At 47.5% G+C, this 24,811-nt stretch carries 22 protein-coding genes and 1 tRNA gene; 10 read left to right on the top strand and 13 right to left on the bottom strand.

The window, feature by feature from the left end; genetic code table 11:
• Nucleotides 1-98: 98 nt before the first annotated feature.
• The 8 genes from pnp to NH568_RS18120 all read right to left on the bottom strand — a co-directional run bounded on the left by pnp (nucleotide 99) and on the right by NH568_RS18120 (nucleotide 9,362).
• The gene (gene pnp, locus NH568_RS18155; RefSeq protein WP_253049544.1) at nucleotides 99-2,213 is read right to left on the bottom strand and encodes a polyribonucleotide nucleotidyltransferase; all 2,115 of its coding nucleotides are present in this window, start codon (nucleotides 2,211-2,213) and stop codon (nucleotides 99-101) included.
• 272 nt (nucleotides 2,214-2,485) lie between these two features.
• Nucleotides 2,486-2,755: a 30S ribosomal protein S15 gene (gene rpsO, locus NH568_RS18150; protein WP_010385052.1), complete on the bottom strand. Its 270-nt coding sequence runs from the start codon at nucleotides 2,753-2,755 to the stop codon at nucleotides 2,486-2,488.
• A 105-nt stretch (nucleotides 2,756-2,860) separates the two neighbouring features.
• On the bottom strand, nucleotides 2,861-3,796 hold the full coding sequence (gene truB / locus NH568_RS18145; protein ID WP_253049542.1) for a tRNA pseudouridine(55) synthase TruB: 936 nt from the start codon (nucleotides 3,794-3,796) through the stop codon (nucleotides 2,861-2,863).
• Entirely contained in the window at nucleotides 3,796-4,206 is a 411-nt protein-coding gene (gene rbfA / locus NH568_RS18140; protein WP_253049540.1) for a 30S ribosome-binding factor RbfA, read from the bottom strand. The genes truB and rbfA overlap by 1 nt, the downstream gene beginning before the upstream one ends.
• A 115-nt stretch (nucleotides 4,207-4,321) precedes the next feature.
• On the bottom strand, nucleotides 4,322-7,000 hold the full coding sequence (gene infB, locus NH568_RS18135; protein ID WP_253049538.1) for a translation initiation factor IF-2: 2,679 nt from the start codon (nucleotides 6,998-7,000) through the stop codon (nucleotides 4,322-4,324).
• 29 nt (nucleotides 7,001-7,029) lie between these two features.
• Nucleotides 7,030-8,529: a transcription termination factor NusA gene (gene nusA, locus NH568_RS18130; RefSeq protein WP_253049536.1), complete on the bottom strand. Its 1,500-nt coding sequence runs from the start codon at nucleotides 8,527-8,529 to the stop codon at nucleotides 7,030-7,032.
• A 40-nt stretch (nucleotides 8,530-8,569) separates the two neighbouring features.
• Nucleotides 8,570-9,025: a ribosome maturation factor RimP gene (rimP, locus tag NH568_RS18125; protein ID WP_138550236.1), complete on the bottom strand. Its 456-nt coding sequence runs from the start codon at nucleotides 9,023-9,025 to the stop codon at nucleotides 8,570-8,572.
• Nucleotides 9,026-9,285: 260 nt separating this feature from the next.
• Nucleotides 9,286-9,362, bottom strand: a tRNA-Met gene (locus tag NH568_RS18120).
• 335 nt (nucleotides 9,363-9,697) lie between these two features.
• Between NH568_RS18120 and NH568_RS18115 the strand changes: the two genes are divergently transcribed.
• The 3 genes from NH568_RS18115 to NH568_RS18105 all read left to right on the top strand — a co-directional run bounded on the left by NH568_RS18115 (nucleotide 9,698) and on the right by NH568_RS18105 (nucleotide 11,937).
• Nucleotides 9,698-10,477: a delta-class carbonic anhydrase gene (locus NH568_RS18115; RefSeq protein WP_253049534.1), complete on the top strand. Its 780-nt coding sequence runs from the start codon at nucleotides 9,698-9,700 to the stop codon at nucleotides 10,475-10,477.
• A 277-nt stretch (nucleotides 10,478-10,754) separates the two neighbouring features.
• Complete coding sequence (locus tag NH568_RS18110; protein ID WP_253049532.1) at nucleotides 10,755-11,231, top strand: globin; 477 nt, start codon at nucleotides 10,755-10,757, stop codon at nucleotides 11,229-11,231.
• Between the two features lie 202 nt (nucleotides 11,232-11,433).
• Nucleotides 11,434-11,937 (top strand): hypothetical protein, encoded by a 504-nt coding sequence (locus NH568_RS18105; RefSeq protein ID WP_253049530.1) that lies wholly within the window; start codon nucleotides 11,434-11,436, stop codon nucleotides 11,935-11,937.
• Nucleotides 11,938-12,138: 201 nt separating this feature from the next.
• On the opposite strand, the gene NH568_RS18100 is transcribed toward NH568_RS18105, so the two are convergent.
• Together NH568_RS18100 and NH568_RS18095 are read right to left on the bottom strand one after the other, a co-directional pair.
• A complete protein-coding gene (locus NH568_RS18100; RefSeq protein WP_253049528.1) occupies nucleotides 12,139-12,540 on the bottom strand; it encodes a DUF3019 domain-containing protein in 402 nt (133 codons plus the stop codon).
• Nucleotides 12,530-13,369: a MipA/OmpV family protein gene (locus tag NH568_RS18095; protein ID WP_253049526.1), complete on the bottom strand. Its 840-nt coding sequence runs from the start codon at nucleotides 13,367-13,369 to the stop codon at nucleotides 12,530-12,532. Before NH568_RS18095 ends, NH568_RS18100 begins: the two co-directional genes overlap by 11 nt.
• A 182-nt stretch (nucleotides 13,370-13,551) precedes the next feature.
• Between NH568_RS18095 and NH568_RS18090 the strand changes: the two genes are divergently transcribed.
• Genes NH568_RS18090 through NH568_RS18080 form a run of 3 tightly spaced genes read left to right on the top strand, consistent with a single transcriptional unit; the run spans nucleotide 13,552 to nucleotide 16,288 of the window.
• Nucleotides 13,552-14,562 carry a phospholipase gene (locus NH568_RS18090; protein ID WP_253049524.1) on the top strand — a complete coding sequence of 337 codons (1,011 nt, stop codon included), beginning with the start codon at nucleotides 13,552-13,554 and terminating at the stop codon, nucleotides 14,560-14,562.
• Nucleotides 14,562-15,752, top strand: coding sequence for a peptidylprolyl isomerase (locus NH568_RS18085; RefSeq protein ID WP_253049522.1), 1,191 nt, complete (start codon nucleotides 14,562-14,564; stop codon nucleotides 15,750-15,752). The genes NH568_RS18090 and NH568_RS18085 overlap by 1 nt, the downstream gene beginning before the upstream one ends.
• Nucleotides 15,752-16,288 carry a hypothetical protein gene (locus tag NH568_RS18080; protein WP_253049520.1) on the top strand — a complete coding sequence of 179 codons (537 nt, stop codon included), beginning with the start codon at nucleotides 15,752-15,754 and terminating at the stop codon, nucleotides 16,286-16,288. Before NH568_RS18085 ends, NH568_RS18080 begins: the two co-directional genes overlap by 1 nt.
• A 17-nt stretch (nucleotides 16,289-16,305) precedes the next feature.
• Here NH568_RS18080 and dapE read toward each other — a convergent pair whose 3' ends face one another.
• Complete coding sequence (dapE, locus tag NH568_RS18075) at nucleotides 16,306-17,484, bottom strand: succinyl-diaminopimelate desuccinylase (RefSeq protein ID WP_253049518.1); 1,179 nt, start codon at nucleotides 17,482-17,484, stop codon at nucleotides 16,306-16,308.
• A gap of 341 nt (nucleotides 17,485-17,825) precedes the next feature.
• Between dapE and NH568_RS18070 the strand changes: the two genes are divergently transcribed.
• Nucleotides 17,826-18,590, top strand: coding sequence for a response regulator (locus tag NH568_RS18070; protein ID WP_253049516.1), 765 nt, complete (start codon nucleotides 17,826-17,828; stop codon nucleotides 18,588-18,590).
• A gap of 168 nt (nucleotides 18,591-18,758) precedes the next feature.
• The gene (locus NH568_RS18065; protein ID WP_253049514.1) at nucleotides 18,759-19,433 is read left to right on the top strand and encodes an OmpW family outer membrane protein; all 675 of its coding nucleotides are present in this window, start codon (nucleotides 18,759-18,761) and stop codon (nucleotides 19,431-19,433) included.
• An 80-nt stretch (nucleotides 19,434-19,513) separates the two neighbouring features.
• On the opposite strand, the gene NH568_RS18060 is transcribed toward NH568_RS18065, so the two are convergent.
• Nucleotides 19,514-20,053 carry a thioesterase family protein gene (locus NH568_RS18060; protein ID WP_253049512.1) on the bottom strand — a complete coding sequence of 180 codons (540 nt, stop codon included), beginning with the start codon at nucleotides 20,051-20,053 and terminating at the stop codon, nucleotides 19,514-19,516.
• A 150-nt stretch (nucleotides 20,054-20,203) separates the two neighbouring features.
• Here NH568_RS18060 and NH568_RS18055 point away from each other — a divergent pair, with 150 nt between their 5' ends.
• Nucleotides 20,204-20,695 carry a hypothetical protein gene (locus NH568_RS18055; protein ID WP_253049510.1) on the top strand — a complete coding sequence of 164 codons (492 nt, stop codon included), beginning with the start codon at nucleotides 20,204-20,206 and terminating at the stop codon, nucleotides 20,693-20,695.
• 22 nt (nucleotides 20,696-20,717) lie between these two features.
• On the opposite strand, the gene tyrR is transcribed toward NH568_RS18055, so the two are convergent.
• Complete coding sequence (tyrR, locus tag NH568_RS18050) at nucleotides 20,718-22,274, bottom strand: transcriptional regulator TyrR (protein WP_253049568.1); 1,557 nt, start codon at nucleotides 22,272-22,274, stop codon at nucleotides 20,718-20,720.
• A gap of 275 nt (nucleotides 22,275-22,549) precedes the next feature.
• On the opposite strand from tyrR, the gene NH568_RS18045 reads away from it, so the two are divergent.
• Complete coding sequence (locus NH568_RS18045) at nucleotides 22,550-24,763, top strand: CapA family protein (protein WP_253049508.1); 2,214 nt, start codon at nucleotides 22,550-22,552, stop codon at nucleotides 24,761-24,763.
• Nucleotides 24,764-24,811 lie beyond the last annotated feature (48 nt).

Genomic DNA, 24,811 nt, shown 5'->3' with positions numbered 1-24,811 from the left:
GTTCACGCGTTGGCTACAACCATCGAGCGATCATTAAAGCACAAAAAAAGGGGCCATTCAGCCCCTTTCATCGAAACTCATTGTTTCTTTATCAGATTTTACTCAGCAGCAGGTGCCGCATCTGATTCCAATGCTTCTTTGATGCTCAGACGCACACGACCCTGACGATCTACTTCAAGTACTTTCACTTTCACTTCCTGGCCTACGCTCAGGTGATCAGCCACGTTGTTTACGCGCTCTTTGCTGATCTGCGAAATGTGTACCAGACCATCTTTACCTGGTAGTACGTTTACGAAAGCACCAAAGTCTACGATGCGGTTTACTTTACCTGTGTAGATAGTGCCCACTTCCAGCTCAGCAGTCAGCGCTTCGATGCGAGCAATCGCTTCTTTCGCACTGTTACCGTTGGTTGCAGCAATCTTAATGGTACCGTCATCTTCGATTTCGATAGTTGTATCTGTTTCTTCCGTCAGCTGACGGATCACTGCGCCACCTTTACCGATTACGTCTGCAATCTTCTTAGGTGGAATGTTCATGGTGTAGATACGTGGTGCGAATTCAGACAGGTCCTGAGACGGGCTGGCAATAGCCTGATCCATCACGCTCAGGATATGCAGACGTGCTGCTTTTGCCTGACGCAGTGCAATCTGCATGATTTCTTTCGTGATACCTTCGATCTTGATATCCATCTGAAGTGCAGTTACACCCGCGCTGTTACCCGCTACTTTAAAGTCCATGTCACCCAGGTGGTCTTCGTCACCCAGAATGTCAGAAAGTACGACAAAGTCATCACCTTCTTTAACCAGACCCATCGCGATACCCGCAACAGATGACTTGATTGGTACACCAGCGTCCATCAGAGCCAAAGACGTACCACATACAGACGCCATTGAAGACGAACCGTTTGATTCAGTGATTTCAGAAACCACACGTACAGAGTACGGGAATTCCTCAAGTGTCGGCATAACCGCCTGTACACCGCGCTTAGCCAGGTTACCGTGGCCAATTTCACGACGCTTAGGAGAACCAATGAAACCTGTCTCACCTACACAGAATGGAGGGAAGTTGTAGTGCAGCATGAAGTGATGCTTCTGCGTGCCAATCAGGTTGTCCATCATTTGTGAATCGCGCTCTGTACCTAAAGTAGCAGTAACCAAAGCCTGAGTTTCACCACGCGTGAAGATAGCTGAGCCGTGTGTACGTGGCAATACGCCAGTCATCACATCAAGCGCACGAACCATATCTGGTTCACGGCCATCAATACGCTTTTCACCCGCGATGATGCGGCCACGTACGATTGTCTTCTCAAGTGAGCTAAACAGCTTAGACACTTCCTGCTCGTCCAGCGCTTCGTCTTCAGCCAGCTCAGCAGTCAGCTTCTCAACCACTTCCGCTTTTGCTTCGCTTAGTGCGTCTTTACGGGCAACTTTATCAGTGATGCGGTATGCGTCACCCACTTTTTGCTCAGCGATAGCTGCGATTTTGTCAGACAGCTCAACGTTTTTCTCTGGTGCAGTCCAGTCCCAAGCCGGCTTGCCTGCTTCTGCAGCAAACTCGTTCACAGCCTGAATGATAGCCTGTGATTGCTCATGACCATAAACAACCGCACCCAGCATTTCTTCTTCAGTCAGAATTTCAGCTTCTGACTCAACCATCAGTACGGCACCTTCGGTACCCGCAACAACCAGGTCAAGTTTACTTTGCTCAAGCTCTGTCACTGACGGGTTCAGCACGTACTGACCATCAGTGAAACCAACGCGAACGGCGCCGATTGGACCATTGAATGGCACACCAGAAATGGCTAGTGCTGCTGAAGTACCAATCATTGCAACCATGTCTGGTTGAATTTCAGGGTTTGAAGAAACCACTGTCGCGATGACTTGTACTTCATTTACAAAGCCGTCCGGGAATAGAGGGCGGATTGGACGGTCAATCAGACGCGCAATTAGCGTTTCATTGTCTGAAGGACGACCTTCACGCTTCAGGAAACCACCAGGGATACGGCCTGCCGCATACATTTTTTCCTGATAGTTTACTGTCAGAGGGAAAAAGTCCTGACCAGGTGCAGCTTCACGCTTACCTACCACAGTGACTAGTACAGAAGTGTCGCCAATACTGGCCAATACAGCACCGTCAGCCTGACGCGCAATCGCACCGGTTTCCAGGGTTACTGTGTGTTGACCAAGTTGGAATTCTTTAATAATTGCTTGCACAAATATATTCCTTACAAAAATAACATATAAGCGCCAACAACGACCAATTACAGTCTTAAGAGGACTAAAGTGACTAATAACTATTTGATAAAAAAGGCTAAACCAAACAGAGCTAGATGATCCGCTTAAGCACTACAATTGGCTGCAGACTTGGCGCTGAACCACCAGAATGGCGGCTCGGGCATAAGTATACTGAGTATATACCCACAAAAAAAGGGGCGATTTAGCCCCTTTTTTCTTATCGGATAAAAATCCGACAAATAATCAAGTTCTTAGCGACGCAGGCCAAGCTCTTTGATTAGTGCAGAGTAACGCTCTACGCTCTTACCTTTTAGGTAGTCAAGCAGGTTACGACGCTGGCTTACTTTACGTAGCAGACCACGACGTGAGTGGAAGTCATGCTTGTGGTTAGCGAAGTGACCTTGTAGCTTGTTGATATCAGCAGTTAACAGTGCAACCTGAACTTCAGGAGAACCAGTGTCGCCTTCTGCGCGTGCGAATTTTGCTACGATTTCTGCTTTTTCTTGATTGCTTAGTGACATAATAAACTCCAATTGTTTAAGTAATGCTTCAGCCGATCACTAATTCAGCCAAAGCGACAAAGCGGGCGGCATTGTATCAGCAATTCCCCCCGCTGACAAAAAATTTTATTGGGCGCTGGATAAGGCACGCTTGGCCTTTAAATGGCCGTGCTGATTGCGCTCACCAATACCAACAAAGCGACCATCAGCCACGACTTTCAATACACCCTCAGGTAGCTCACCAACCACCACGGTCTGACCATGACTGAATGCTACACCTTGCTCGGCGGTTATCTCTACCGCTGGCAAATCAACCAGTGCCGTGTCCATAGGGAGTAACAGCGCATCAATGTAAGTCGACGGCGGCAAATCTTCTGCTTTGGCCTGCTGAAGCTTTTCTTCAAGCTCTTCAAGCGTGATCATTTTATCACTCGGATAATGGCCCACTTCAGAGCGATGCAGCATAATGACATGCGCCCCACACCCCAGCTTCTCACCCAAGTCGTCTACTATGGTACGAATATAGGTTCCTTTGGAAACATGGACCGTCATCTGGATCTCTTGTGCCTGGTCGTCATACTCATCTAATGTGATCGAGTAAACGTTGATCTTGCGACACTTGCGTGGCACTTCGATACCTTCGCGGGCATACTTGTACAAAGGCTGCCCCTGATATTTAAGCGCCGAATACATAGACGGATACTGATCAGACTCCCCCAGGAAACTGGCAACATCCTGCTCCAGCTGCTCGCGGGTGATCTGCACAGAGCGTGTCTCAACCACTTCGCCATCTGAGTCTGAAGTCGTGGTACGTTCGCCTAGCTTGGCACGCACGACATAAGTTTTATCAGTATCCAGCAGGAACTGGGTAAACTTGGTCGCTTCACCAAAGCAGATTGGCAGCATGCCCGTTGCCAGCGGATCGAGCGCACCCGTGTGGCCCGCTTTTTGCGCAAAGTAAATGCCTTTGGCTTGTTGCAAGGCTTTATTGGAGGAGATCCCCTGCGGCTTATTGAGCAGCACAATCCCGTCTATTGGACGGCCTTTACTACGACGCGCCATCAGGCTTCTCCGTCGTCGCTTTTCGTATCTGGCTGCGCTTCGTCACCACGCTTTTCATTGTCTTTGCGGATCACTTCATCAACCAGGTTAGAAATGCGCATGCCTTCCATCAGTGAGTTATCCAGCACAAAGCGTAATTCAGGCATGATCCGGGCGCGGATCCGCTTGCCCAGCAACGAGCGGATATAGCCTGTCGCTTCATTTAAAATCGACAGGTTTTCTTTGGTTTTATCATCATCACCACCCAGGACAGTGATAAAGATTTTGGCATAGGACAGATCGCGCGATACTTCTACAGCCGATACAGTGACCATGCCCAAACGCGGATCTTTAATCTCACGCTGCAAAATCACGGCAATTTCTTTTTGGATCTGTTGTGCAACACGATCAGTACGAGAAAATTCTCTCATTTTCACCACTTCAATTTAATCATTAAAACGGGCAATGCATACAATCGCCCACTAGAGGAAACACAAACACAAATGGGGGCTAACGCCCCCATTTCAAGGTTGAACCCTGATTGACTTACAACGAACGTTGTACTTCAACGGTTTCGAATACCTCGATTTGGTCACCGACCTTAACGTCATTATAGTTCTTAACGCCGATACCACACTCCATGCCGTTACGAACTTCTGCTACGTCATCTTTAAAGCGACGCAGTGATTCAAGTTCACCTTCGTAAATAACAACATTGTCACGCAGTACGCGGATAGGTGCGCTACGTTTAACCACACCTTCAGTAACCATACAACCCGCAACCGAACCAATCTTAGGCGACTTGAACACGTCACGTACTTCAGCCAGACCAATGATCTCTTGCTTGAATTCAGGTGCCAGCATGCCCGACATTGCCTGCTTCACTTCTTCGATCAGGTCGTAGATTACACTGTAGTAACGCAGATCCAGGTTTTCAGCTTCAATCACTTTACGTGCCGAGGCATCAGCACGGACGTTAAAGCCAACAATGATTGCGTTAGAAGCTGCAGCCAGCGTTGCGTCAGTTTCAGTAATACCACCCACGCCACTACCAACGATCTTCACTTTAACTTCGTCTGTAGACAGTTTAACCAAAGAATCAGAGATTGCTTCGATTGAACCCTGTACGTCTGCTTTCAGTACCACGTTCACTTCTGATACGTCGCCTTCGGTCATGTTAGTAAACATGTTTTCAAGCTTCGCTTTTTGCTGACGCGCCAGTTTCACATCGCGGAATTTACCCTGACGATATAGTGCAACTTCACGTGCTTTACGCTCGTCTTTAACAACAGTTGCTTCGTCACCCGCAGCAGGTACACCTGACATGCCCAGGATTTCAACCGGAATTGAAGGACCTGCAGTCGTGATGTCTTTACCATTTTCGTCTTTCATTGCACGAACACGGCCATATTCCAAACCACACAGAACGATATCGCCCTGGTTAAGTTCACCTGACTGAACCAGTACAGTTGCAACCGGACCGCGACCTTTATCAAGACGAGATTCGATAACCACACCTGACGCCATGCCTTTGTGTGCCGCTTTCAGCTCAAGCAGTTCAGACTGCATCAGGATCGCTTCTAGCAGGTCGTCAATGCCCAGACCAGTTTTCGCTGAGATGTGAACGAACTGCGTATCACCGCCCCATTCTTCAGGAATAACGTCCAGCTGAGCCAGTTCGTTTTTAACACGATCCGGGTCAATGCCTTCTTTATCCATTTTGTTTACAGCGATGATCAGAGGTACTTCTGCCGCTTTCGCGTGTTGTACCGCTTCTTTAGTCTGTGGCATTACACCGTCGTCAGCTGCAACAACCAGTACTACGATATCAGTCGCTTTGGCACCACGTGCACGCATTGAGGTAAACGCTGCGTGTCCCGGAGTATCCAGGAAAGTGATCATGCCGCCTTCGGTTTCAACGTGGTAGGCACCAATGTGCTGGGTAATACCACCGGCCTCGCCTGCTGCAACCTTGGCTTTACGGATGTAATCCAGTGTTGATGTTTTACCGTGGTCAACGTGACCCATTACGGTAACAACTGGTGCACGTTGCTCTAGCGCTTCACTTTCGTTACGCTCGCTCAGTACTTTTTCTTCCAGTTCGTTCTCTTTCACCAGAACAACTTTATGGCCCATTTCTTCAGCCACAACCTGCGCAGTTTCCTGATCGATGACCTGGTTAATGGTAACCATTTCACCCATCTTCATCATGGTCTTAACCACTTCAACGCCTTTCACTGCCATACGTGATGCCAGCTCAGCAACTGTGATAGTCTCACTGATGCGCACTTCCTGCTTCACTTCGCTAACTGGCTTCTTAAAGCCATGCTGTAGTGAGGTAGGTGCTTTAAGCTTGCCTTTTTTACCTTTGCCACGCACTGGCTGAGCCACTTTTTCAGCTGGCTTTTTCTTTTTCTTACGACGTGCACTCTTTTCTTCCTGTGCATCTGACTCATCTTCTGCTTCACGTGCATAAGTCGACGTCGTAAGGTGGTGATCTGCAGAAGCTTCGCGACGTGCACGCTCTTCTTCTTCAGCTTTCCAGCGGGCTTCATTCTCTTCAGCTAAGCGTTTCGCTTCTTCTGCTTTACGCTTGGCTTCTTCTTCTGCTTTCTTTAGGGCAGCTGCTTCTGCTTCTTTGCGCAGACGCTCTGCTTCTAGTTTCTCTTTCTCTTGTTGGGCGCTATCCACTTCTTCACTCTGCTGTTCTTTCGCTTGACGTTCAGCTTGCGCTGCACGTTTTGCCTCATCTTTAGCCTTGCGCTCAGCTTCCTCTAGTGCCTTGCGCTCGGCTTCCTCTTTTGCCTTACGCTCGGCTTCTTCTTTGGCCTTTTGCTCAGCTTCTTGCTGAGCTTTCAACTCTGCTTCTTTGCGCGCAGCTTCCTCTGCAGCGAGTCTTTCCTGCTCTTTTTGCTGCTCGATTGCGCTCTTTTTAACGTAAGTGCGCTTTTTACGTACCTCGACCGGAACAGACTTTGCCTTGCCGTGAGAGCCTGTCACACTCAGAGTGCTCTTGCTTTTACGTTGCAAAGTCATGCGCTCCGGCCCTTCAGAACCGGTACCGCCGTGTTGCTTACTCAAATGGTCAAGCAATTGTGCTTTCTCACTTTCAGTAACATGGTCGCCAGTGGCTTTGGTGATCCCTGCATCTGCCAACTGCTGGAGTAATTTATCAACAGTTGTACCAATGTTTTCGGCTAGTTTCTCTATGCTCACTTCTGCCATATTATGCGTTACCTCCCGTTAATAAACTACTATTGCTCACCAAACCAACAAATATTACGTGCGGCCATGATCAAGTCACCCGCTTGTTGTTCAGATAATTCAGTGATTTCGACTAATTCGTCAATGCCCTGCTCAGCCAGATCTTCCAGCGTGATCACCCCTTTACTGGCCATAACGAACGCCAGATGACGATCCAGACCTTCAAGGTTAAGTAAATCTTCTGCTGGTTCTGCGCCTTCCAGGCTTTCTTCGTCACGCAACGCTTTCGTTGTCAATGCATCTTTTGCACGCTTACGCAGCTCTTCCACTGTGTCTTCGTCCAGACCATCGATCTCAAGGAACTCTGCAACTGGCACGTAAGCCACTTCCTCAAGCGTTGAGAAACCTTCGTTGATTAATAGCGTGGCAAAGTCATCATCAATGTCCAGCGCTTCAGTGAACAGGTTGATCAACTTGTCAGACTCTTCTGCGTTCTTGCGCTCCATGTCTTCCACTGTCATCACGTTCAATTCCCAACCAGTCAACTGGCTGGCAAGACGTACGTTCTGACCGTTACGGCCAATCGCCTGTGCCAGGTTATCGGCTTCTACTGCGATTTCCATCGTACGGGTGTCTTCATCCATAACGATTGAGGCAACTTCCGCCGGTGCCATAGCATTGATAACAAACTGAGCCGGGTTGTCATCGTACAGTACGATATCAACACGCTCGCCACCCAGCTCAGTAGATACTGCCTGAACACGCGCACCACGCATACCGACACATGCACCTACAGGGTCAATGCGTTTGTCATTTGATTTTACCGCAATTTTAGCGCGTGATCCCGGATCACGTGCAGCACCTTTGAGCTCGATCATCTCTTCACCGATCTCTGGCACTTCGATGCGGAATAGCTCCATCAGCATTTCAGGTTTAGAACGCGTTACAAACAGTTGCGCACCGCGCGCTTCAGGCTTAACCGCATAAAGCAGACCACGTACGCGGTCACCCGGGCGGAAGCTTTCACGCGGCAGCATATCTTCACGATATATAACAGCTTCAGCGTTATTACCCAGATCCAGGACCACAGTGTCACGAGATGCTTTTTTCACCACACCGGTAACCAGCTCTCCTTCCTGATCTTTATAAGCGTCAACAATCAATGCACGCTCTGCTTCACGAACCTTTTGAACGATGACCTGTTTTGCCATCTGAGTCGTGATACGGTCGAACTGGATAGATTCAATCTGTTCTTCAACAAAGTCACCAAGCTGAATGTCAGGCTCTTCAACCTGTGCCGCTTCAAAAGTGATCTCTGCATACGGGTTTTCCAAAGAGCCGTCTTCTTGCGGATTTACCACCATCCAACGACGGAAAGTGTCATACTCACCAGTCTTACGGTCGATAGAAACGCGTACTTCGATCTCACCTTCGTGTTTCTTTTTGGTGGCCGTCGCTAGTGCGAACTCTAATGCTTCAAAAATCTTTTCTCTTGGGACTGCTTTTTCATTGGAAACAGCTTCTGCAACCAATAATATTTCTTTTGCCATAAGTATTGCCTCGCTTGCCCTTTTTCCTTCGCACCTAATTTTAAAATTTTGCGATCATGTTCGCGCGCTCGATGTTGCTGAGCATAAGGTGATGCTCCTGGCCATCGACGGATAGCGTGATCATATCGCCATTAACTGCAATTAAATCGCCCTTAAAGTTACGGCGACCTTCCTGTGGAAGCTTTGTACGCAAGCGCACTTCTTCGCCCACTGCCTGCTCATAATGAGCTTGTTTGAATAATGGTCTGTCTACACCAGGTGAAGACACTTCCAGGTTGTATTCATTTGTAATGGGGTCCTCGACATCCAGAATGGCACTGACCTGACGGCTCACATCTGCACAATTATCTACATTGATGCCATTTTCATGGTCAATATAGATGCGCAATGTCGAATGACGACCGGCTTGCATCACTTCCAGACCGAGCAATTCGAAGCCACAGGCTTCAACAGCCGGCTCTAACATAGTCGTTAATTCTTGCTCGAGTTTTGTCACAAATTACCTCCATACAAACAAAAAAAGGGCTCAAAAGCCCTAATGATTCAGCTGTTTGCTTCTGGGCTGGGCTCTATTGCTTAGCTCCAGATACAACAACGCCCCGAACCAAGCGGGGCGTCACACCAAAAACAAACTGTGTGGCCAGTGGCCGAGCTTGGTTGCGGGCTGTATCAGCCTAAATTAAGCGAATGCTTAAACGCAAAACGCGCATTACGATGAATGCGCGAACTGTAAGAAATGAAGTCATTTCTTAAGCTTGGTTGCGGGAGCCGGATTTGAACCGACGACCTTCGGGTTATGAGCCCGACGAGCTACCAGGCTGCTCCATCCCGCGTCAACGTGCAGTCTGGCTGCATCAACTGGCGTGTATTATAGAGAGAGTTGTATAAATACGCAACCTTAGATACCGCCTTTAACCAAAATGGCGCCTTAATGTACTGCCTTTGCCGACTATCAAGGCGAAAAGATGAAGCAATGGTGACAACGCCCTAAATACTCGAAATAATTTACCATTACCCAGCATGAGTTCGGGAATAGCGAACAAAAACATCGTTATTAACTTATAAAAAACCACTTGTTCACATTATTTTACCATTTGACTTGTTCTTAAAAGTTAAACATCTATACTGGCGGCCCATCGAGTTAATATAAATTGATGGAGAACCAGTCATGAAAAAGGCATTTATAGGCGTCTCGATGACAGCGCTAACACTACTCACTTTCAACACTTTAGCAAACAGTTGTGAAGGTTTTGGACCACAAACCCCTCGGGATATTGATCAACTGCATGGCGAAAATAAACGCGTTTTTTCTCTTGCGCCGCCTGCCAGTGAGATGAACTTATGTAATATCCATTTTCATAAGAATGCAGAACACAAGGCAAAAGACTTTGCCGTTTTTGCAGGTAACGGCAAGTACGGCGGTTACCAATGTAATGCCACCAGCAGCCTGACTGAGGCTGAATTACGTGCGCCAAAAGGCAAGGTATGTAAAAACGTCAAACCCGGTGATACGATTGAAGTACACTGGGTACACAGTTCATGTGATGTAGTCCCAGGAAAAGGTTTGGGATCCTGTCTGAGTAACGAATGTGCCAATCCCGATTTACGTGTTGAAACTCAGGTTTTCCTCGTTGTGAACGATGAAGATGCACTGGACTTCAATGATTTAAGCTATGATGGCAACATAGTCAATGGCTACCATCAGGCGAAATATATCCCACAAACGACCGGTAAACCGGTTGAGTTTCTGGGCTCTACTACAGGGCCAAGCTACAACAACAAGCAGTGCTCGCCCCTTCAGGTCACCTGGAGTGTCAGACCGGCCTGCGCCAAAGTTGATATCAACAGCCTGGCCAAGTGGTGCGAAGACAATGTATTTGAAGAGGATCACGCCCATGGTGTCAGACAGTTAGTCACCGACCCTAAGTTACTTTCTCCGATTAAATAGTGTTTTTCAGGCTATCAGCTTCGCCCTGTGGTGAGCTGATAGCAGGCTCCTGAGTATTTTTCAAACACAATAATTCGGATAAAGTTTGCCCATCAGATCATATTCTACCTATACTGAAAGTGATGGCGCATGTTGTACCGCAACTCAAACATATTAGGCCATCATTACTTTTACCCAAGTTACTGTAGCTCTCATTATCAGCCTAAGCAGGCTGACTTAGTGAGTCTGCGCAATTACTTGAGCAAATGGATTCGCTCTAATCGTATGTGGAGCGATTATGAGTATTTCACCCTATCAGTACCAGCTATTAAACCAATCTTTCACGACGCTTAAGCCTAACTTTCACTGCTTCTGCGTAAGCTTTTACAACAAACTGAAACAATGCCGGGTCAGCATGACATTGCCTGAATCGGACCAGCATGTTTTGTCTTTAGAATATCGATTACAAGACTTTATGCAGCAATGCCTGATTCACCTGCCCAGGCAGCATGAGCTGACTCAGTTTCTTCGCCAGCAGAGTATTTTGATCGCGGCGCTGTGCCCTTCAGTCAAAGATATCAGCACCTTTTGTAATAGCTTACTTGAGGTACTTAAGCTGCATTTAGGTTCACAGTTTACACTTGCCGTACGCAATGCCTGGAAACGCGCTTTACATGTGTTTGCCAATATCATCAAGGCAGAGTTGTTTGGTATCTCGAATGTTGTACAGCTTGACCGATATCGCAACCAGGCGGCCGCACGCCTGAGAACTTAAGTTTATCAGGCCCCCAGCTGAACAATCCGGCAGCTGTACTTGTACCAACTATGATGATAGCCATGATCAACCATCAGGTGATGTAAACAGGACAGCGTAAATGCGGGCTATATTGTGCGATAGACCATACAGACAGTCATAATGACAACGGACCGCGAAGCCAGTAAACTGACAACAAGTGGATTGATTTTGGATACTTAATATGAAGCGTTCTTTAATTTATGGCATGAGTTTGTTCGCATTGACCGGATGTGATTTTCTGGGAGACTCGAAAGCTAAAATAGAGCAACAATATCTGGCAAATAACCAAGAACTGGAACAAGTCATTGCGGATATCAGAGAGCATGGCCTGGCAGCAATGAGTCAGTCGGCCGAGGCTGGCACGATGGCCAGTTGTGTCGTTAAGCAACTCAATGCCGATCCTATGGGGTCGATGATCGAGGTGGAAGGTGCACTTCAGGACAGTGCAAATCTGGCAGATCTGATGGACACAATAACGGGCCTGGCCGACCAAGAGCTTTCAATGGAAAGCCTGCCGAACCTGTTGCAGGCAGGTGCCGATACAATGAGCTACCTAAAAACCTTACTGGCAAACTATGAGCTGGCAGAGCTACAGCAGCAAGCTCAAACTTTGCTGGAGCAGGGACAGAGCAAAAGCGAAGACATAGGCTCTCACCTGAGAGGTTTAGTGGAGCAGTGTCAGTAGGTTCCACATCGTTAGGCTAGCTAAATGACGCTAGCCTTTAATGCAACAACCAGGTGAGGTAACCCGCAGTGATACATAACCAGATTCGCGCAGGTAGCTCCACGGACAACTGGCTTTAAAACGCGGCTGAGAGCCCATTCCATTTCCCATGTAATTTCGCAAATTTTTGCCATGGTTCTCCACTACAAATGCGACTGGGTATTAAAACAGACGCTGCCAGCGTCGCTTTTTATTCCGTACCTTATGAACCCAGTTGACATTGATGGTAGTCACAGCGAGGACATCGCGCTTAGTTTTAGAGATCAGCTCATAACTGACGCTCTCAGCAGATCCAAAAGCCAGCAAATACTCAAAATGGCTCACATTAGCCCAGCATTGCAAAATCTTCTTTGAGCTACTCTCTCTTATGCAATAGTCACCCATTTGCGGGGCCGATATTGAGAACGTCACATCAGTGTAGCAAGTTCTTCCTTCATGCAATGCAACACACTTATTTGGTGCGGCCTGTAATATCCCTTTCCTATCTTCTTTGGAAGCAGCATGCGCAGTTGTCGAAGCGCAGAGCATCCCGATAGTAATGGCTGAAGTGAGTCTAGAATACATATTTCACCCCAGTAAAAAGCACTCTGGCATGGTTTGATTCCAATAGTGGACTCTCTTTTGCTTCACTGGAGCCAACTAAAAAAGACATTCCTGCACTAAACTCCCAGTCCTCAGCGATTGGATAACTTAACTGAGCTTGAACAAATGCAGACATTCCGCTGCCAGGTTCATATGGCGTAAGATAATCATTACGCTCTTCCTCGGTCACGCCATAAAAGTAGTTATTAAAATTACTGGAGTAATAGTTGGCACCAAAGTTAAGCCACAGATCCCAATTACGTAACTCGAAGTTACGCGTTGCTTCCAGGTGAAAAACCCAGCCATTAGTATCGCCAAACACATCGTAGACCAGTTCAGCCACCGCCAGGTAATCGCCAACGGCACGGTAATACGCGATCCCCAGTGACTGATCAGGATCTCTGTCTTTTATGCCTTTAAGCTCTTTCACTACTGGATCATCGGTATCGAAGTAACCTCTTTGTGTAAAGGGCAGTTGATAACTTCCGTAAATGATATCCAGTCCCCACTCTTCTTCCTGAATGAACTGATATCCCAGATCAGAACCACCAAAAAAATCCCCAGAGTAAGTCACCAGATAAAAGTTTTTGTATTGTAGTTTGATGTCTGCCCGCAAAGTAGCCGGTGCCGGAGAGTTATCGGCGCCAACTAACTCAGGTAACGCCATGTCTACGTAAAAGGCACCTATACTCAACTGCCATTCCAGTCCATTGTCTTCTAGCCAGTCTTCTTTATCACCAGCGCTGTCATTGGCATACACCTGATGCGTCAGGCAAAGCAGCACAGCAGAAAGTAACTTTATAATTTTCATCGTTATTATGACTTTTCATGTGCCTAAATTAAGTCCCCATGATACCTGAGGTCAACGACGACAACAAGGTGTCGAAATTAAGATTTTATTTAACCAATATTTAATACTAATGTAACACAAGGACTTTCTAATTCCCGAGGCTCATATAGAGCCTACATTCTAACTATTGGAACAACACTACAATGAAAAAACTATTATTGCTCTGCGCACTGACTCTGACAGCCGCCGAGACACAGGCGTTTAGTCAGGAAACACATAAGCGCATCGTTATCGACGCCGTCAACTACATGGCACAAAATCCGTCAACCACGCAATTTGCCAAGCTTCAGGCGTATGCTCAGTCGCATGGCATGAGTGTGACCCAGCTTGCAGAAGTAATGGGACAAGCAGCCTATGACGTCGATGACTTTGAAGATACTTTCTTCTGTGGTGCGATTACTGGTGACTGTGTGCAGGCACCTTTGTGGGGCGCAGCTCAAAGTATTGTTAAATACACCAGCTATTGGCATTTCCAAAATCACACCCAAGGCGCTGACGTCCATGGTAACGACTTTGGTGGATACAATTATGACAAGCTCACGGTCTGGGGCACAGTAGACAACATGGCGGCCACTTGGTTAAAAGGCGACTATCTCGATGACGGCAAAGGGGGTGAAACGGGCTGGTTTAGTGCTGATGACAGTGAATATGACAGCTATGGTATTACAGAGAAAAATTACCGCTTAGACAGTCACTCCAGATATAGCATGTACGACGACTTTGAAGAGATGCCATTTCAGCCAATCGATAACCTGGGACAATACTGGTATCAAAGCTATCTGCAAAATGGTAACCCACAGATCCTGGGGTTTGTATTTCACACAACGGATCTCCTTCAACCTCACCACACCTGGACGACCTCTGACCTTAATCACGCCAGCTGGGAATCCTGGGTGAAAGATTACTATGATCAAGAAAACCTCAATAGCCTCACACTGGTAAAGCAGGCAATGAACAGTTTCTCCACACCTGATGCTGCAAACAAAGATATTCGTCCGCTACTGACACAAGGCGGTGCCTATTCTTACTCACAAGGTGGCATTGTACTAAACTCAGAGGATCACTATGATCGTGTGAATACCGCACGTCAGGTTATCCCGCATGCTATCGCAATGGTTGTACACATGCTTAATCATGCCATGGTAGCCCGTTAATGAACTACCTTGTTTTACTCCTGGCAGGCTGTTTAAGCCTGCCATGTTGGGCAACACTGACTCAACTAACTAAGCCTGAACTGGCTCTGATGCAGTCTCTCTATACGCAGCAGGGTCGCGGTTTATCCTCGGCAGACCTGAATAAGCACTTGCTTGAAAATCAGTTTTTGCTGGCTACAGCCCAGCAACTCAACCCCGAGCAGATGATCCGTCAATCCAGTGTCGGGTTTGATAATGACTACCATATCCGTCGTCTTATTGTCACTTTGCTTACGCATCAATTTCCCGAACTCAAATCCATCAAAAAAGAGAAATCAGCTGCCCCTTTTAGCGCACAAGTACTCTCTAAACTGCTTGGAGATTACCCTGCTAATGGCAACTACCAAACCAGGCAACTCGAACAGTGGCAGCAAGTGCGGGTGCTCGACACACCCAAAGTAACCTTGGCGGACCTACTCATCAGTCAATCGATGCAGAATCGATTTCGCCTTCATCAGGGTGACATCGACTTGCTTGTTCATCAGCTTGATGAGCGGCGCTACTATGCGCACCTCACCAACAGAGCCGAGCCTCTGCTGGCAAAGCATGGACTAACCATGTCACGCCTGGAACTGTTGGCTAAAGGCGAGTTATTACGTCCTCCGATGCTGGCGTTTTTAGGAATAAAAGCACAACTGCACGGTGAGCGCAGCACATATCTGGAGCAACTCAGAGCGACTATCTCACAAGCTGAAATACAGCGCTATTATCAGCAGCATCGCAAAGACTTCAGGTACAAATCAACACTGAAAGCCATGGCAACCACCTTTGAATCACAGGCGCAGGCACAACAATTTCATCGCCTCATGAGTAAAAAAGGCCTGGCACAGGCACTAAAAGAGACACAGCAACACAATGAGTTCGACGCTGCAGGCAAAGCCACACTGGTCTCTATTACCCGGGAACATCAAAAACGCTGGCTTATACAACTGGCTTTTAGCAGTCAGCCAGGCAAAGCAACCCCTCCGGTGCGGACGCCATCAGGTCGGTGGGCTGTGGTATATACCCAGCACCCAGAATATGCCTATTACGCTCAGAACAGTGAAACAGTGCGTTATCAGGCATTAGAAGCGCTGACCATACAACACGCCCAGGCAGCTTATCAGCAAAAATTCAGGCGCTGGCAAACACAAAATGGGGTAACACTCTGATGACCCGGTTACAGGCAGTCACACTGGCGCTCGTCCTGACAGGTTTGGGTTATGCACTTTGGGTCCTGTCATCCCTTGCGCCTTTGCTCACTGCAAAGGTGCACTCACAGCGCACCTTTACCCCCACTGAGCAAGCAGGATATCAACACAACACATCAACCGTCTCCGAAACCACGACGATTTCGATGCCTTTGGCCAGCACAGCTAAAATGCCTGCTGCTGTAGCCGACCCCAGTGAAGAACCTGCACCTGAAGACGCACCTTATATCCCGCCCATAGCCTCAAGTACGCCGGCTCCGGTATATTCTGGAGACCTATCCGATCATCAAGCCTACCAGGCCTATCAGTCTGGCGAAATGGATAAGATGAAACAGGACTATATCGCCGCAGTAGATAAAAAAGTTGCCCGACTAGAGCTGCTGCTGGAAAAAGGAGTCAGGCATAAGCTCCCAGAGCAACAACTTCAGGAAGCAAGAGAGAAAATACAGGGGCTAAGAGCCATGCAGAGACAACTGCGCAAGGAACTGGCTCAGTAGTTTCCACAGTGTGGGGTTCAAACGCCAAAGTAGTCGGTCAAAACAGCGGTATAGATCTCCTCAATGGCATGGAGATCTGCTACTGATACATGTTCATTTACCTGATGAATAGAGTCGTTTTTGACCCCGCACTCAATCACCTGAGTCTCATTTGAGGCAAAAAAGCGACCATCCGACGTGCCACCCGCTGTACTGAGTGCCGGAAACTGACCTCTGACCCGAAATATCGCTTGCTCAACCAGGCTAAGAAAGCATGCAGCTTCTCGACTCCCCGTGTAATAGGACTCACAAGGGCGCTCCCATTGCACATTGACATGGTCACCCCAAGGTGCCAGCGCCTGTGCAACTATCTGATAGATTTCCCGACTTTTATACGCGTGGCTATAGCGCACATTAAAGGTTATTTCACAGCTTGCCGGCACCAGGTTATCGACGATATCCGGTACAGTCAGACCGGTAACCTGCAAACTCGTTTGCGAACCCAAAACATCTTTCCACCAGCTGATGTTTGCTAACTCATTAACCAGCTCTCCGGCGATATGAGCGGCATTGATGGTTTGTTCCGGGTAAGCGACGTGCCCTGCTTTGCCTTGTATCTGTATACGTCCGGAGATGGCGCCACGACGGCCATTTTTAATCGTGTCACCAACCTGTTGATGTGAAGTAGGCTCGCCAACCAAACAGGCATCGAGTGTAACGCCTTGTTGGGCCAAATACTCTGCCATGATTTTAGAGCCATATTCGGCTTCACCTTCTTCATCTGAAGTGATTAACCAAAATAGCGTGCCCTGACAATGCTGCGTCTGTTCACATAAACGTTCAGTTGCACTGAGCATAGCAGCCACACCACCTTTCATATCTGCCGCTCCACGTCCATAAATAACGTCATCAATCACAGCCGCAGCGAAAGGATGTGCAATCCAGCCTCTTGGATTGGCCGGTACGACATCAACATGCCCCGCAAAAGCCATAACAGGACCAGGGCCAAACTGCCGTCTGGCAACCAAATTGCGAACGCCATTACAGTCAAGTGGCGTACATTCAAATCCTAAAGCACTCAGGCGCTGTGAAAGATATTCTATTGTACCAGCATCATCAGGGGTGACAGACGGCGCGGTAATCAAACGTCTCAGGGTGTTGACGGTATCATGTTGCGGGCTGTGTTTAGCAGCAGGTTTCGTCGCATGGGAAGGCATACTCTACATTTCCTGTGTTCTGAATATTGAGCGCACTGGGATCCGGTTCAGTCACACAACGCGTGTCACTTGGTATCCAGTGGTCATGCTTTTCTCTCCCGATTACACCGCCCGAGCGTGACCAGTTCATGTCGTCTGCAAGGCAGTTTTGTGACAAATGACCATTGCGAAAAACACAATAACACCCAGGGCTCTGTCATATATTGGTCAATTTCGATAACAAGTTGTCAATTGCCCTGTGTATGCTAGAACTAAGTATGTGAAGGTTAGTATTGATAACCTAATCTTGGGTCCCGGAAGTCACTATTGGGTTATAATTGCTGCAAGATAAGGAACTAGTAATGCAGGATGTCAGTTTTTTGGTCGTCGACGACTGCCAGCTGGTTAGAAATCTGGTTCGTACTACTTTAGTCAACCGGTTAGGCGCAGAAAATGTCTACACCGCTGAGGATGGTCAGGCTGCACTAGAACTGCTCGACGCCCGCCATATCGATATCATCATTGCAGACTGGCAAATGCCAAACATCGACGGAGAGGAACTGCTTAAACGAGTCAGAAAGTCGAAAAAGCACAGTAAAACTCCCTTCATCATGATGAGTTCGCTGGGGGACAGGGAGCATGTAGTCTGCGCTATTCAAAATGGGGTATCACAATATATGATGAAACCCTTTACCGCCGACAAGCTCGAAGAAACGGTTCATAAATCCTGGAACACCATCAGCCGCCGTGGTGCCATCAGACTATCCGGTTTACCAGAACACAGTGTTCGGATCCGCACTGGTAGCCGCACATTATCGGGGCACGTAAAAAACATCAGTCAAACTGGCATGTTGTTGCAATCGCCGTATAGCCGAGAAATGCACTTGTTTAATACCTATGAACTTGAGCTGGATGTCTTTGATCTGAACGATGGAAATTTGCTGATCTCTCCTTTATACGCAGTGCCCGTTCGCATGGTGGCGGTTGAAGGCTTTGTCGATACCAAAATGTGCCAGCTGGCACTGCGCTTCAATCGCGACATGCTCAATGACGTTACTAAGCGCCACCTTGATGAACTCCTGAAACATCTGGGCGGCTGTGAAACCGAAATGATCCAGGATAATTAAGCTGCTATCCCAGGCCATCTGAGTCAAAAACTTAATCTAAATCAAGTTTTCAATTTTTTCTGAAACCTCGCAATTTGAATATTGATCTAGAACAGTTTTTGAAAAATCCCATCGGCCTATGATAGCTGCAACAAAAAGATTTACCTTGTACAGGTTCAGGAGATGAAAATGAAAAAACTTACTGCCGCTATCCTATCTACGCTGATGCTAACTGCTCCACTGGCTCAGGCTCAATTCAGTGTAAATGTGGGCGCAATTAACGTTAATCCGAGTGACACTGGCTCTGCGTTGAATGAAATCAAAACAGCAGGCTTGGTGGCTGACTCTGATACGCAACTGGGTATTACATTTGACTACCAGTACAACGATAACATTGTATTTGAATTAATTGCAGCGACTCCGTTTTCGCACACAGTTGAAGGAGTAGGCTATATTCCGGGTAGCCCGAGCACGCAACTGGGTGGCGTAGAGATTGCTTCTGTTAAGCACTTACCACCTACATTATTGGCGCAGTATCACTTTTTCGGTGCAAATGATAAGTTCCGCCCATTCATCGGTGCAGGACTGAACTACACAGTGTTCTTCGACGAAGAAGCAAGTGCGGCACTTAAGGGTGTATTAGGCACTGATGATGTTAAGGTGGATCTGGACAGTTCATTTGGTGTAGCACTTCAGGTCGGTTTCAACTATGACCTGAACGACAAGTGGGGCCTGCACGGTATGATTTCTAAGATGGACATCAACACTGATGCAACCGTATACGCAGACGGTAAGCAAGCGCTAACTTCAGATGTAGAGTTAGACCCGATTGTTGCCATGTTCGGTGTGAAATACAAGTTCTAATGATTTAAGGTGCCCACACTATGTGGGCACGATACAGAGTTACTTTCTCAATCCCCAGGGGTCATAAACACTATGACCCTTTATGCCACTTTATTATTGCGTGCTTTCTTTTGCTCCAGCATTTCTTTCCAGTGAACCACTTCTTCAGGCAAAATTGGCGCTTCACCGGTAAACTCGGCAACTTCCAACATTTCTTCAACACTGATCACGCCCTGACGACTTTTAAACACGCCACGCACATAAGCGATAGCATGCAGACCACGGTCTGAATGAAATTTCTGCTCGATATAAAAATATTTGTGATCCCAGCCAACTAGCCGCGTTGACACTGTAAACTCTTGCAGTGGTTTGATGTCTCGGATATAGGTTATCGCAGTAGCATTCACAATGGGAAACCAGCGACGTTTCATAATCGCACTGAAAAGCCCAACTCGCTCAGTCATCCAGGTACGCGCTAAATCCATCATGGCGAGGTAGCGCGAGTTAGTCAGGTGTAAATTAATATCACAATCACTCGGCAACGCTCTGAAGTTAATATCAATCTCGTCGAGCAGAGGTTGCGTGGCTTTGTTCTGACGGATCCGCCAGAACAACCACAGTAAGCGGAAATACAAATTCATGTTATTGGTCCAACCAGTTAGCATAAAACCCGAGTTTAGCACAGCCGGGGTTCACAACAAGCAGGAATTAAACCACTCTTTTCATCCACAACTTGCGAAAAGTGCGTTTGTGCATTAACTTTTATGCAAGACTAAGAAGAGTGTAACTTGATGAAATATATAACCAAGCTAGTGTATTTATTGACCTTGTTCAGCGCAGGTCACGCCTGGGCTGATTTTGATTTGCCCGGCAAAGGTCAGCTGGTTTATCCCACCGGCATAGAAAAAGATTTTAACTTTGGCTTTGGCTGGCAAGGGGATGCTCAAAAGTTTCGTATTGGCGATAACAGCTATGATATGGCTCAATTGCCCGAATCGTACTCTGTTGCCATTACACTGAGCAAAGATGATTCTAAGGTCTGGATCCAGGAGTTTAACCCTGGTTTTATCGAAGGGTTCAGCTGGCAGCTTGGGGACCACAAACTTGAGCTATTTAAAAAGCAGTTTATGAGCCCCGTAAAAGGCGATTATGTGTTGCGTCTGGACGATATTGATTACTTCCTGGTTCGCAACAATATCAGTGTCACTATCAAGTTTACCGAGCAAGGTATAGATAATATTAAACTGGATGGCGTAACCAAAAACATGGGGACGAAGAAATAAGGGGACTGACAGTCCCCTTACCTTATACTTTCACTGTTTTTCGGTTAATACCGTACTCTCTGAGCTTATTTGCAACCGCGGTATGACTTAATCCCAAGCGTTTAGCCAGCTGACGTGAGCTGGGATAAGCTGGGTAGAGTTTACGCAACAATGTTGCTTCAAAACGCTTAACCGCCTGCTCCAATGTGCCTTCGAAGTCCGATTCCAAATAACCCAGATCATGGGTAAAGGTTGGTAATTGAAGGTGTTCAATGCGCAGCTCATTGTCGTCTAGCATAGACACAGCACGATAAATGGCATTTTCCAGTTGTCTGACATTACCCGGCCATGGATATTGCTCTAGGAACTGCAGGCACTCCTCATCCAGCGCCGGTGTTGCATGGCCACTTTGCTGTGCATACTTTTGAATAAAGTGCTCTGCAAGTGACTTAATGTCGGCTTTGCGATCACGCAAAGGGGCAATTTCCAGCGTTAAGACATTGATACGATAGTAGAGATCTTCACGAAAACTACCTTCTTGCACCATTGCAGGAAGATCTTTTTGCGTCGCGGCGATGATGCGCACATTGACTTTTACTTCATTCTCATCACCCACTTTTCGGAACGTGCCATCTTGCAAAAAGCGCAGCAATTTGGTTTGTAGCTGAGTTGACATTTCACCAACTTCATCAAGGAATACGGTGCCTCCATCAGCCTGCTCCAGCACGCCTCGTTTCGGCGCACTGTTTTCTTCGTAACCGGCATAGCCAAATAACTCTGACTCGGCGACATCATCAGGTAAAGAGGCGCATGACAGTGCAATAAAAGGCTTTAATGAGCGGTTAGACGCGTAATGGCAGGCTCGTGCAAGTAGCTCTTTACCTGTCCCCGTTTCACCAGTGATTAAAATCGGGGCTTCAAGCTGTGCCATTTTTCGCGCTTCGCGGACAACTCGTCGCATCGCCGTACTCTGGCTATGGATGGCAGCAAAACTCTCCTGCCCGTAGCGACGAAACGCGCTAACCTGCTGACCCAGTCGACTTTGTGATTTAATATTGATCACCGCCCCTGCCAGCACATCTCCTTCAGGACCTTGTGGGACAGAGATAGGTAAAATATCAGCAATAAAGTCTTCGCCGCCTACTTCAACCCGCGTGGTTTGGCCCAATACATCTTTTCCTTCCAGCCAGCGGGTAAAATTAAACCCTTTCAGCAAGTTATTAATATTGGCACCCATGATCTCCGCTTCAGGTTGGTTCAGGTCGCGACATGCAGCATCGTTACAATGACGCACCCAACCCTTCGCATCAATGGAAATAACCCCATCGGGAAGTGCACTGAGTAAGGTGTTGAGCTCGTTGTGTTCACGCTCAGAAGGCAGAAAAGCCGTTGTTCTGACATCCTCCACCCCATCGATCAGTCTGATTTCAGGCATAATTTTCTGAAACTGTTCAAACTCAATAGGGGGGAAACTCACATACATTCTGCAATTGACGGAATCAACTTCTATTCCTTTTAGATCAACCCGGTACTTAACCAGGATATTCAAAATTTCCTGCGCAATACCGATCCGATCGGCACAGTGAATTTCTAAACGCATTTGTTCCTCAAAACGGTTTTCTACCTTTTGCGGGATCATACTCTAAGAATAGACCCCAGACTAGCAAAACGTAAACATATTTGGACAGAGATTTTAGCCATAGCAACTATAATGAAAAAGAGAGATTCTCCCTGTGAAAAAAATACGTATTAATGCGTACAATAACTCAGTCATCAATGTACGCATTATTAATACTTAACGATTGCAGTTTGGTGAACAATGAATTTATAATACAAAAGACCTAGATATTAAGCCGTACAGGTTAAGGGGCAGCCTTGAATATTTACAAATTAATTCCATTTGTTCCCGTAATGTGTTTTCTCAGCGCCTGCTCTGTAGAGGACCCTTACGAGACTGGCCCGACACAAGCACAGCAGGAAGAGCAAAAGCAGCAACAAGAGCAGCAAAATCAAACGCGTGGTTTAACGTTGCAGCTGCTGGATTCTAATGACGCTGCCTTAACTGATGCGAGTGTACAGCTTTTCGATAATCAGTATCGTACCGATGCACAAGGGCAGTTAACACTGACAGACCTGAGTAGCGACAACGTGACGTTGGCTATCTCAGTGCCCGGTTATGAACGTATTGTGATGGTCGTCAACAGCAAAGCGTACCAAGACCAACCTTTGCCTGTCGTGTTAAAAGAGGTAAGTGCCACCAGCAGCGAGTTGATGTTTGGTGGAGATACCATGTTTGGCCGCCGCTATATGGACCCTTCTTTGACCACTATGGGAAATCTGTTACCCGATGTTGAAGAAGCCATGATCCGACCAGGTAATGCCGCAAGCAGTGCCATTGCCCTGACACAGTTTGTCAAACCTATCATGGCTAGCGCCGACTTTGCTTCCGTTAATCTCGAATCGCCAGTGCTTGCAATACCCACGACGGTTCACCCAAGCAAAGAGTTCGCCTTTTTTTCGTTACCGGATACCCTGCAGGGCTTAACCGCAATCGGCATCGATTATGTCGCTTTGGGTAACAATCACGTGTTTGACTATCAGCAAAAGGGGTTAGAGGACACCATCAAATTTGTTGAGCAGGTAGGTTTTAGCCACAGTGGCGCCGGTAACAACACCATTGAAGCCTATGCTCCCCGCCTTGTTAAGGTGGGTAACACAACGCTTGGGCTGGTGTCAGCCACTTCTATTACCGGTGAAGACCATCAGGTCACTTATATCGCCACCGCTGACAAAGGAGGCGCTGCCGACCTGACCGACAGCACGGCTCTCAGCGCCGCCGTTGAGCAAGCCAGTAACAACAGTGATTACGCTATTGTCCAGCTGCATGGGGGAGATGAGTACTCTTATGCACCAACCCGTTATATCAACAACCGGTTTGAATTCGTCAGTCGTCGCGCACCTGATCTGATGATAGCCCACCACCCTCATGTGGCTCAGGGTTTTGGCCTCTATAACGGTGTACCTGCCTTACTGGGCCTGGGCAACTTTGTATTTGAACAAAACCGACATGAGACCTTACTGGGCGTTGCCGTCTCTGTACGGGTCGACCCAACGCAATCACCCAAAACACAATCCGCCAGAGCCTACCCTATTTACCTGGAGGATTATCAGCCCAAGCTGGTGAGTGGTTTTTTGAGTGACTATCTCATCCGCCGACTGGCTGAGTTTTCGAGCCCTGAGATTGCCATTGTGCCCGGACCAGGTTATGGAGATGTCTATTTCCAAACACCGCCTGGTGTACAAGAGGTAAAAACTGTCACATTGAACTTGGCAGCAGGAGAACACCTTGTTGATTTTCGTGAGTATGCACCCAGCAACGCGTTTTTGAGTAAAATTACCAGTACAGGCACCGCAGACGTAACACTTGGCCGAGATCTGATGTGGTTTGGCGATTTTGAAGACTGGGACAATGACAATGAAGTGAATGAAGTCACCCGCTGGGAACATGAAAGTGATGACATTACACCCTGTCTGACCGGCGCAATGCGTGGCACGCAAGGCATGTGCTTATCCCGAACACAGTTTAATAATCGGCCTATCCGTATGCCGTTTAAACAAACATTACGTACCATGCCAATCACCCCAGCAGAGTCGACACTAGAAGCCTATTCTGAATTGACTCTGTTTGGCTATGCAAAAGGTGACAACGCTGGCGCTTTGGGTGCTGAGCTGACCATAGTCACCGCGGAAGACAACCTGGAATTTTCCAGTGAGGAAGTCGGTCTGATTGAATCAGGTAGCTACGATTGGCAGACATTTCGTCATGACATCACCCTGCCGGATGACAGCCAGACCCTGGGGCCTGAGCAATTGCCTGCACGTGCAGTCAAACTGGCAATCAAGCAGGCTCCGCCTGAGCAAGGCGAAGCGACCATCATGCTAGATCAGCTTGCATTGATCTCATGGCAAAAATCTTTTAGTCTCAACAATAGGTTATGGCAGGCAGAACGCATGCATGGCTTGGATTTTATGGCACTGGAAACTGACGACTCCGTCACGTTGACACTGCACTTTTCTGCTTACGATTAACATAACCAGGTATTTCGGGGGGCGTGTGTCGCTCAAACAACAAGTCTT

Source organism: Pseudoalteromonas sp. XMcav2-N (assembly GCF_024124545.1).
In the GTDB taxonomy this organism is placed as follows: Bacteria; Pseudomonadota; Gammaproteobacteria; order Enterobacterales; family Alteromonadaceae; genus Pseudoalteromonas.
This window is presented reverse-complemented; position numbering and strand designations above follow the sequence as displayed.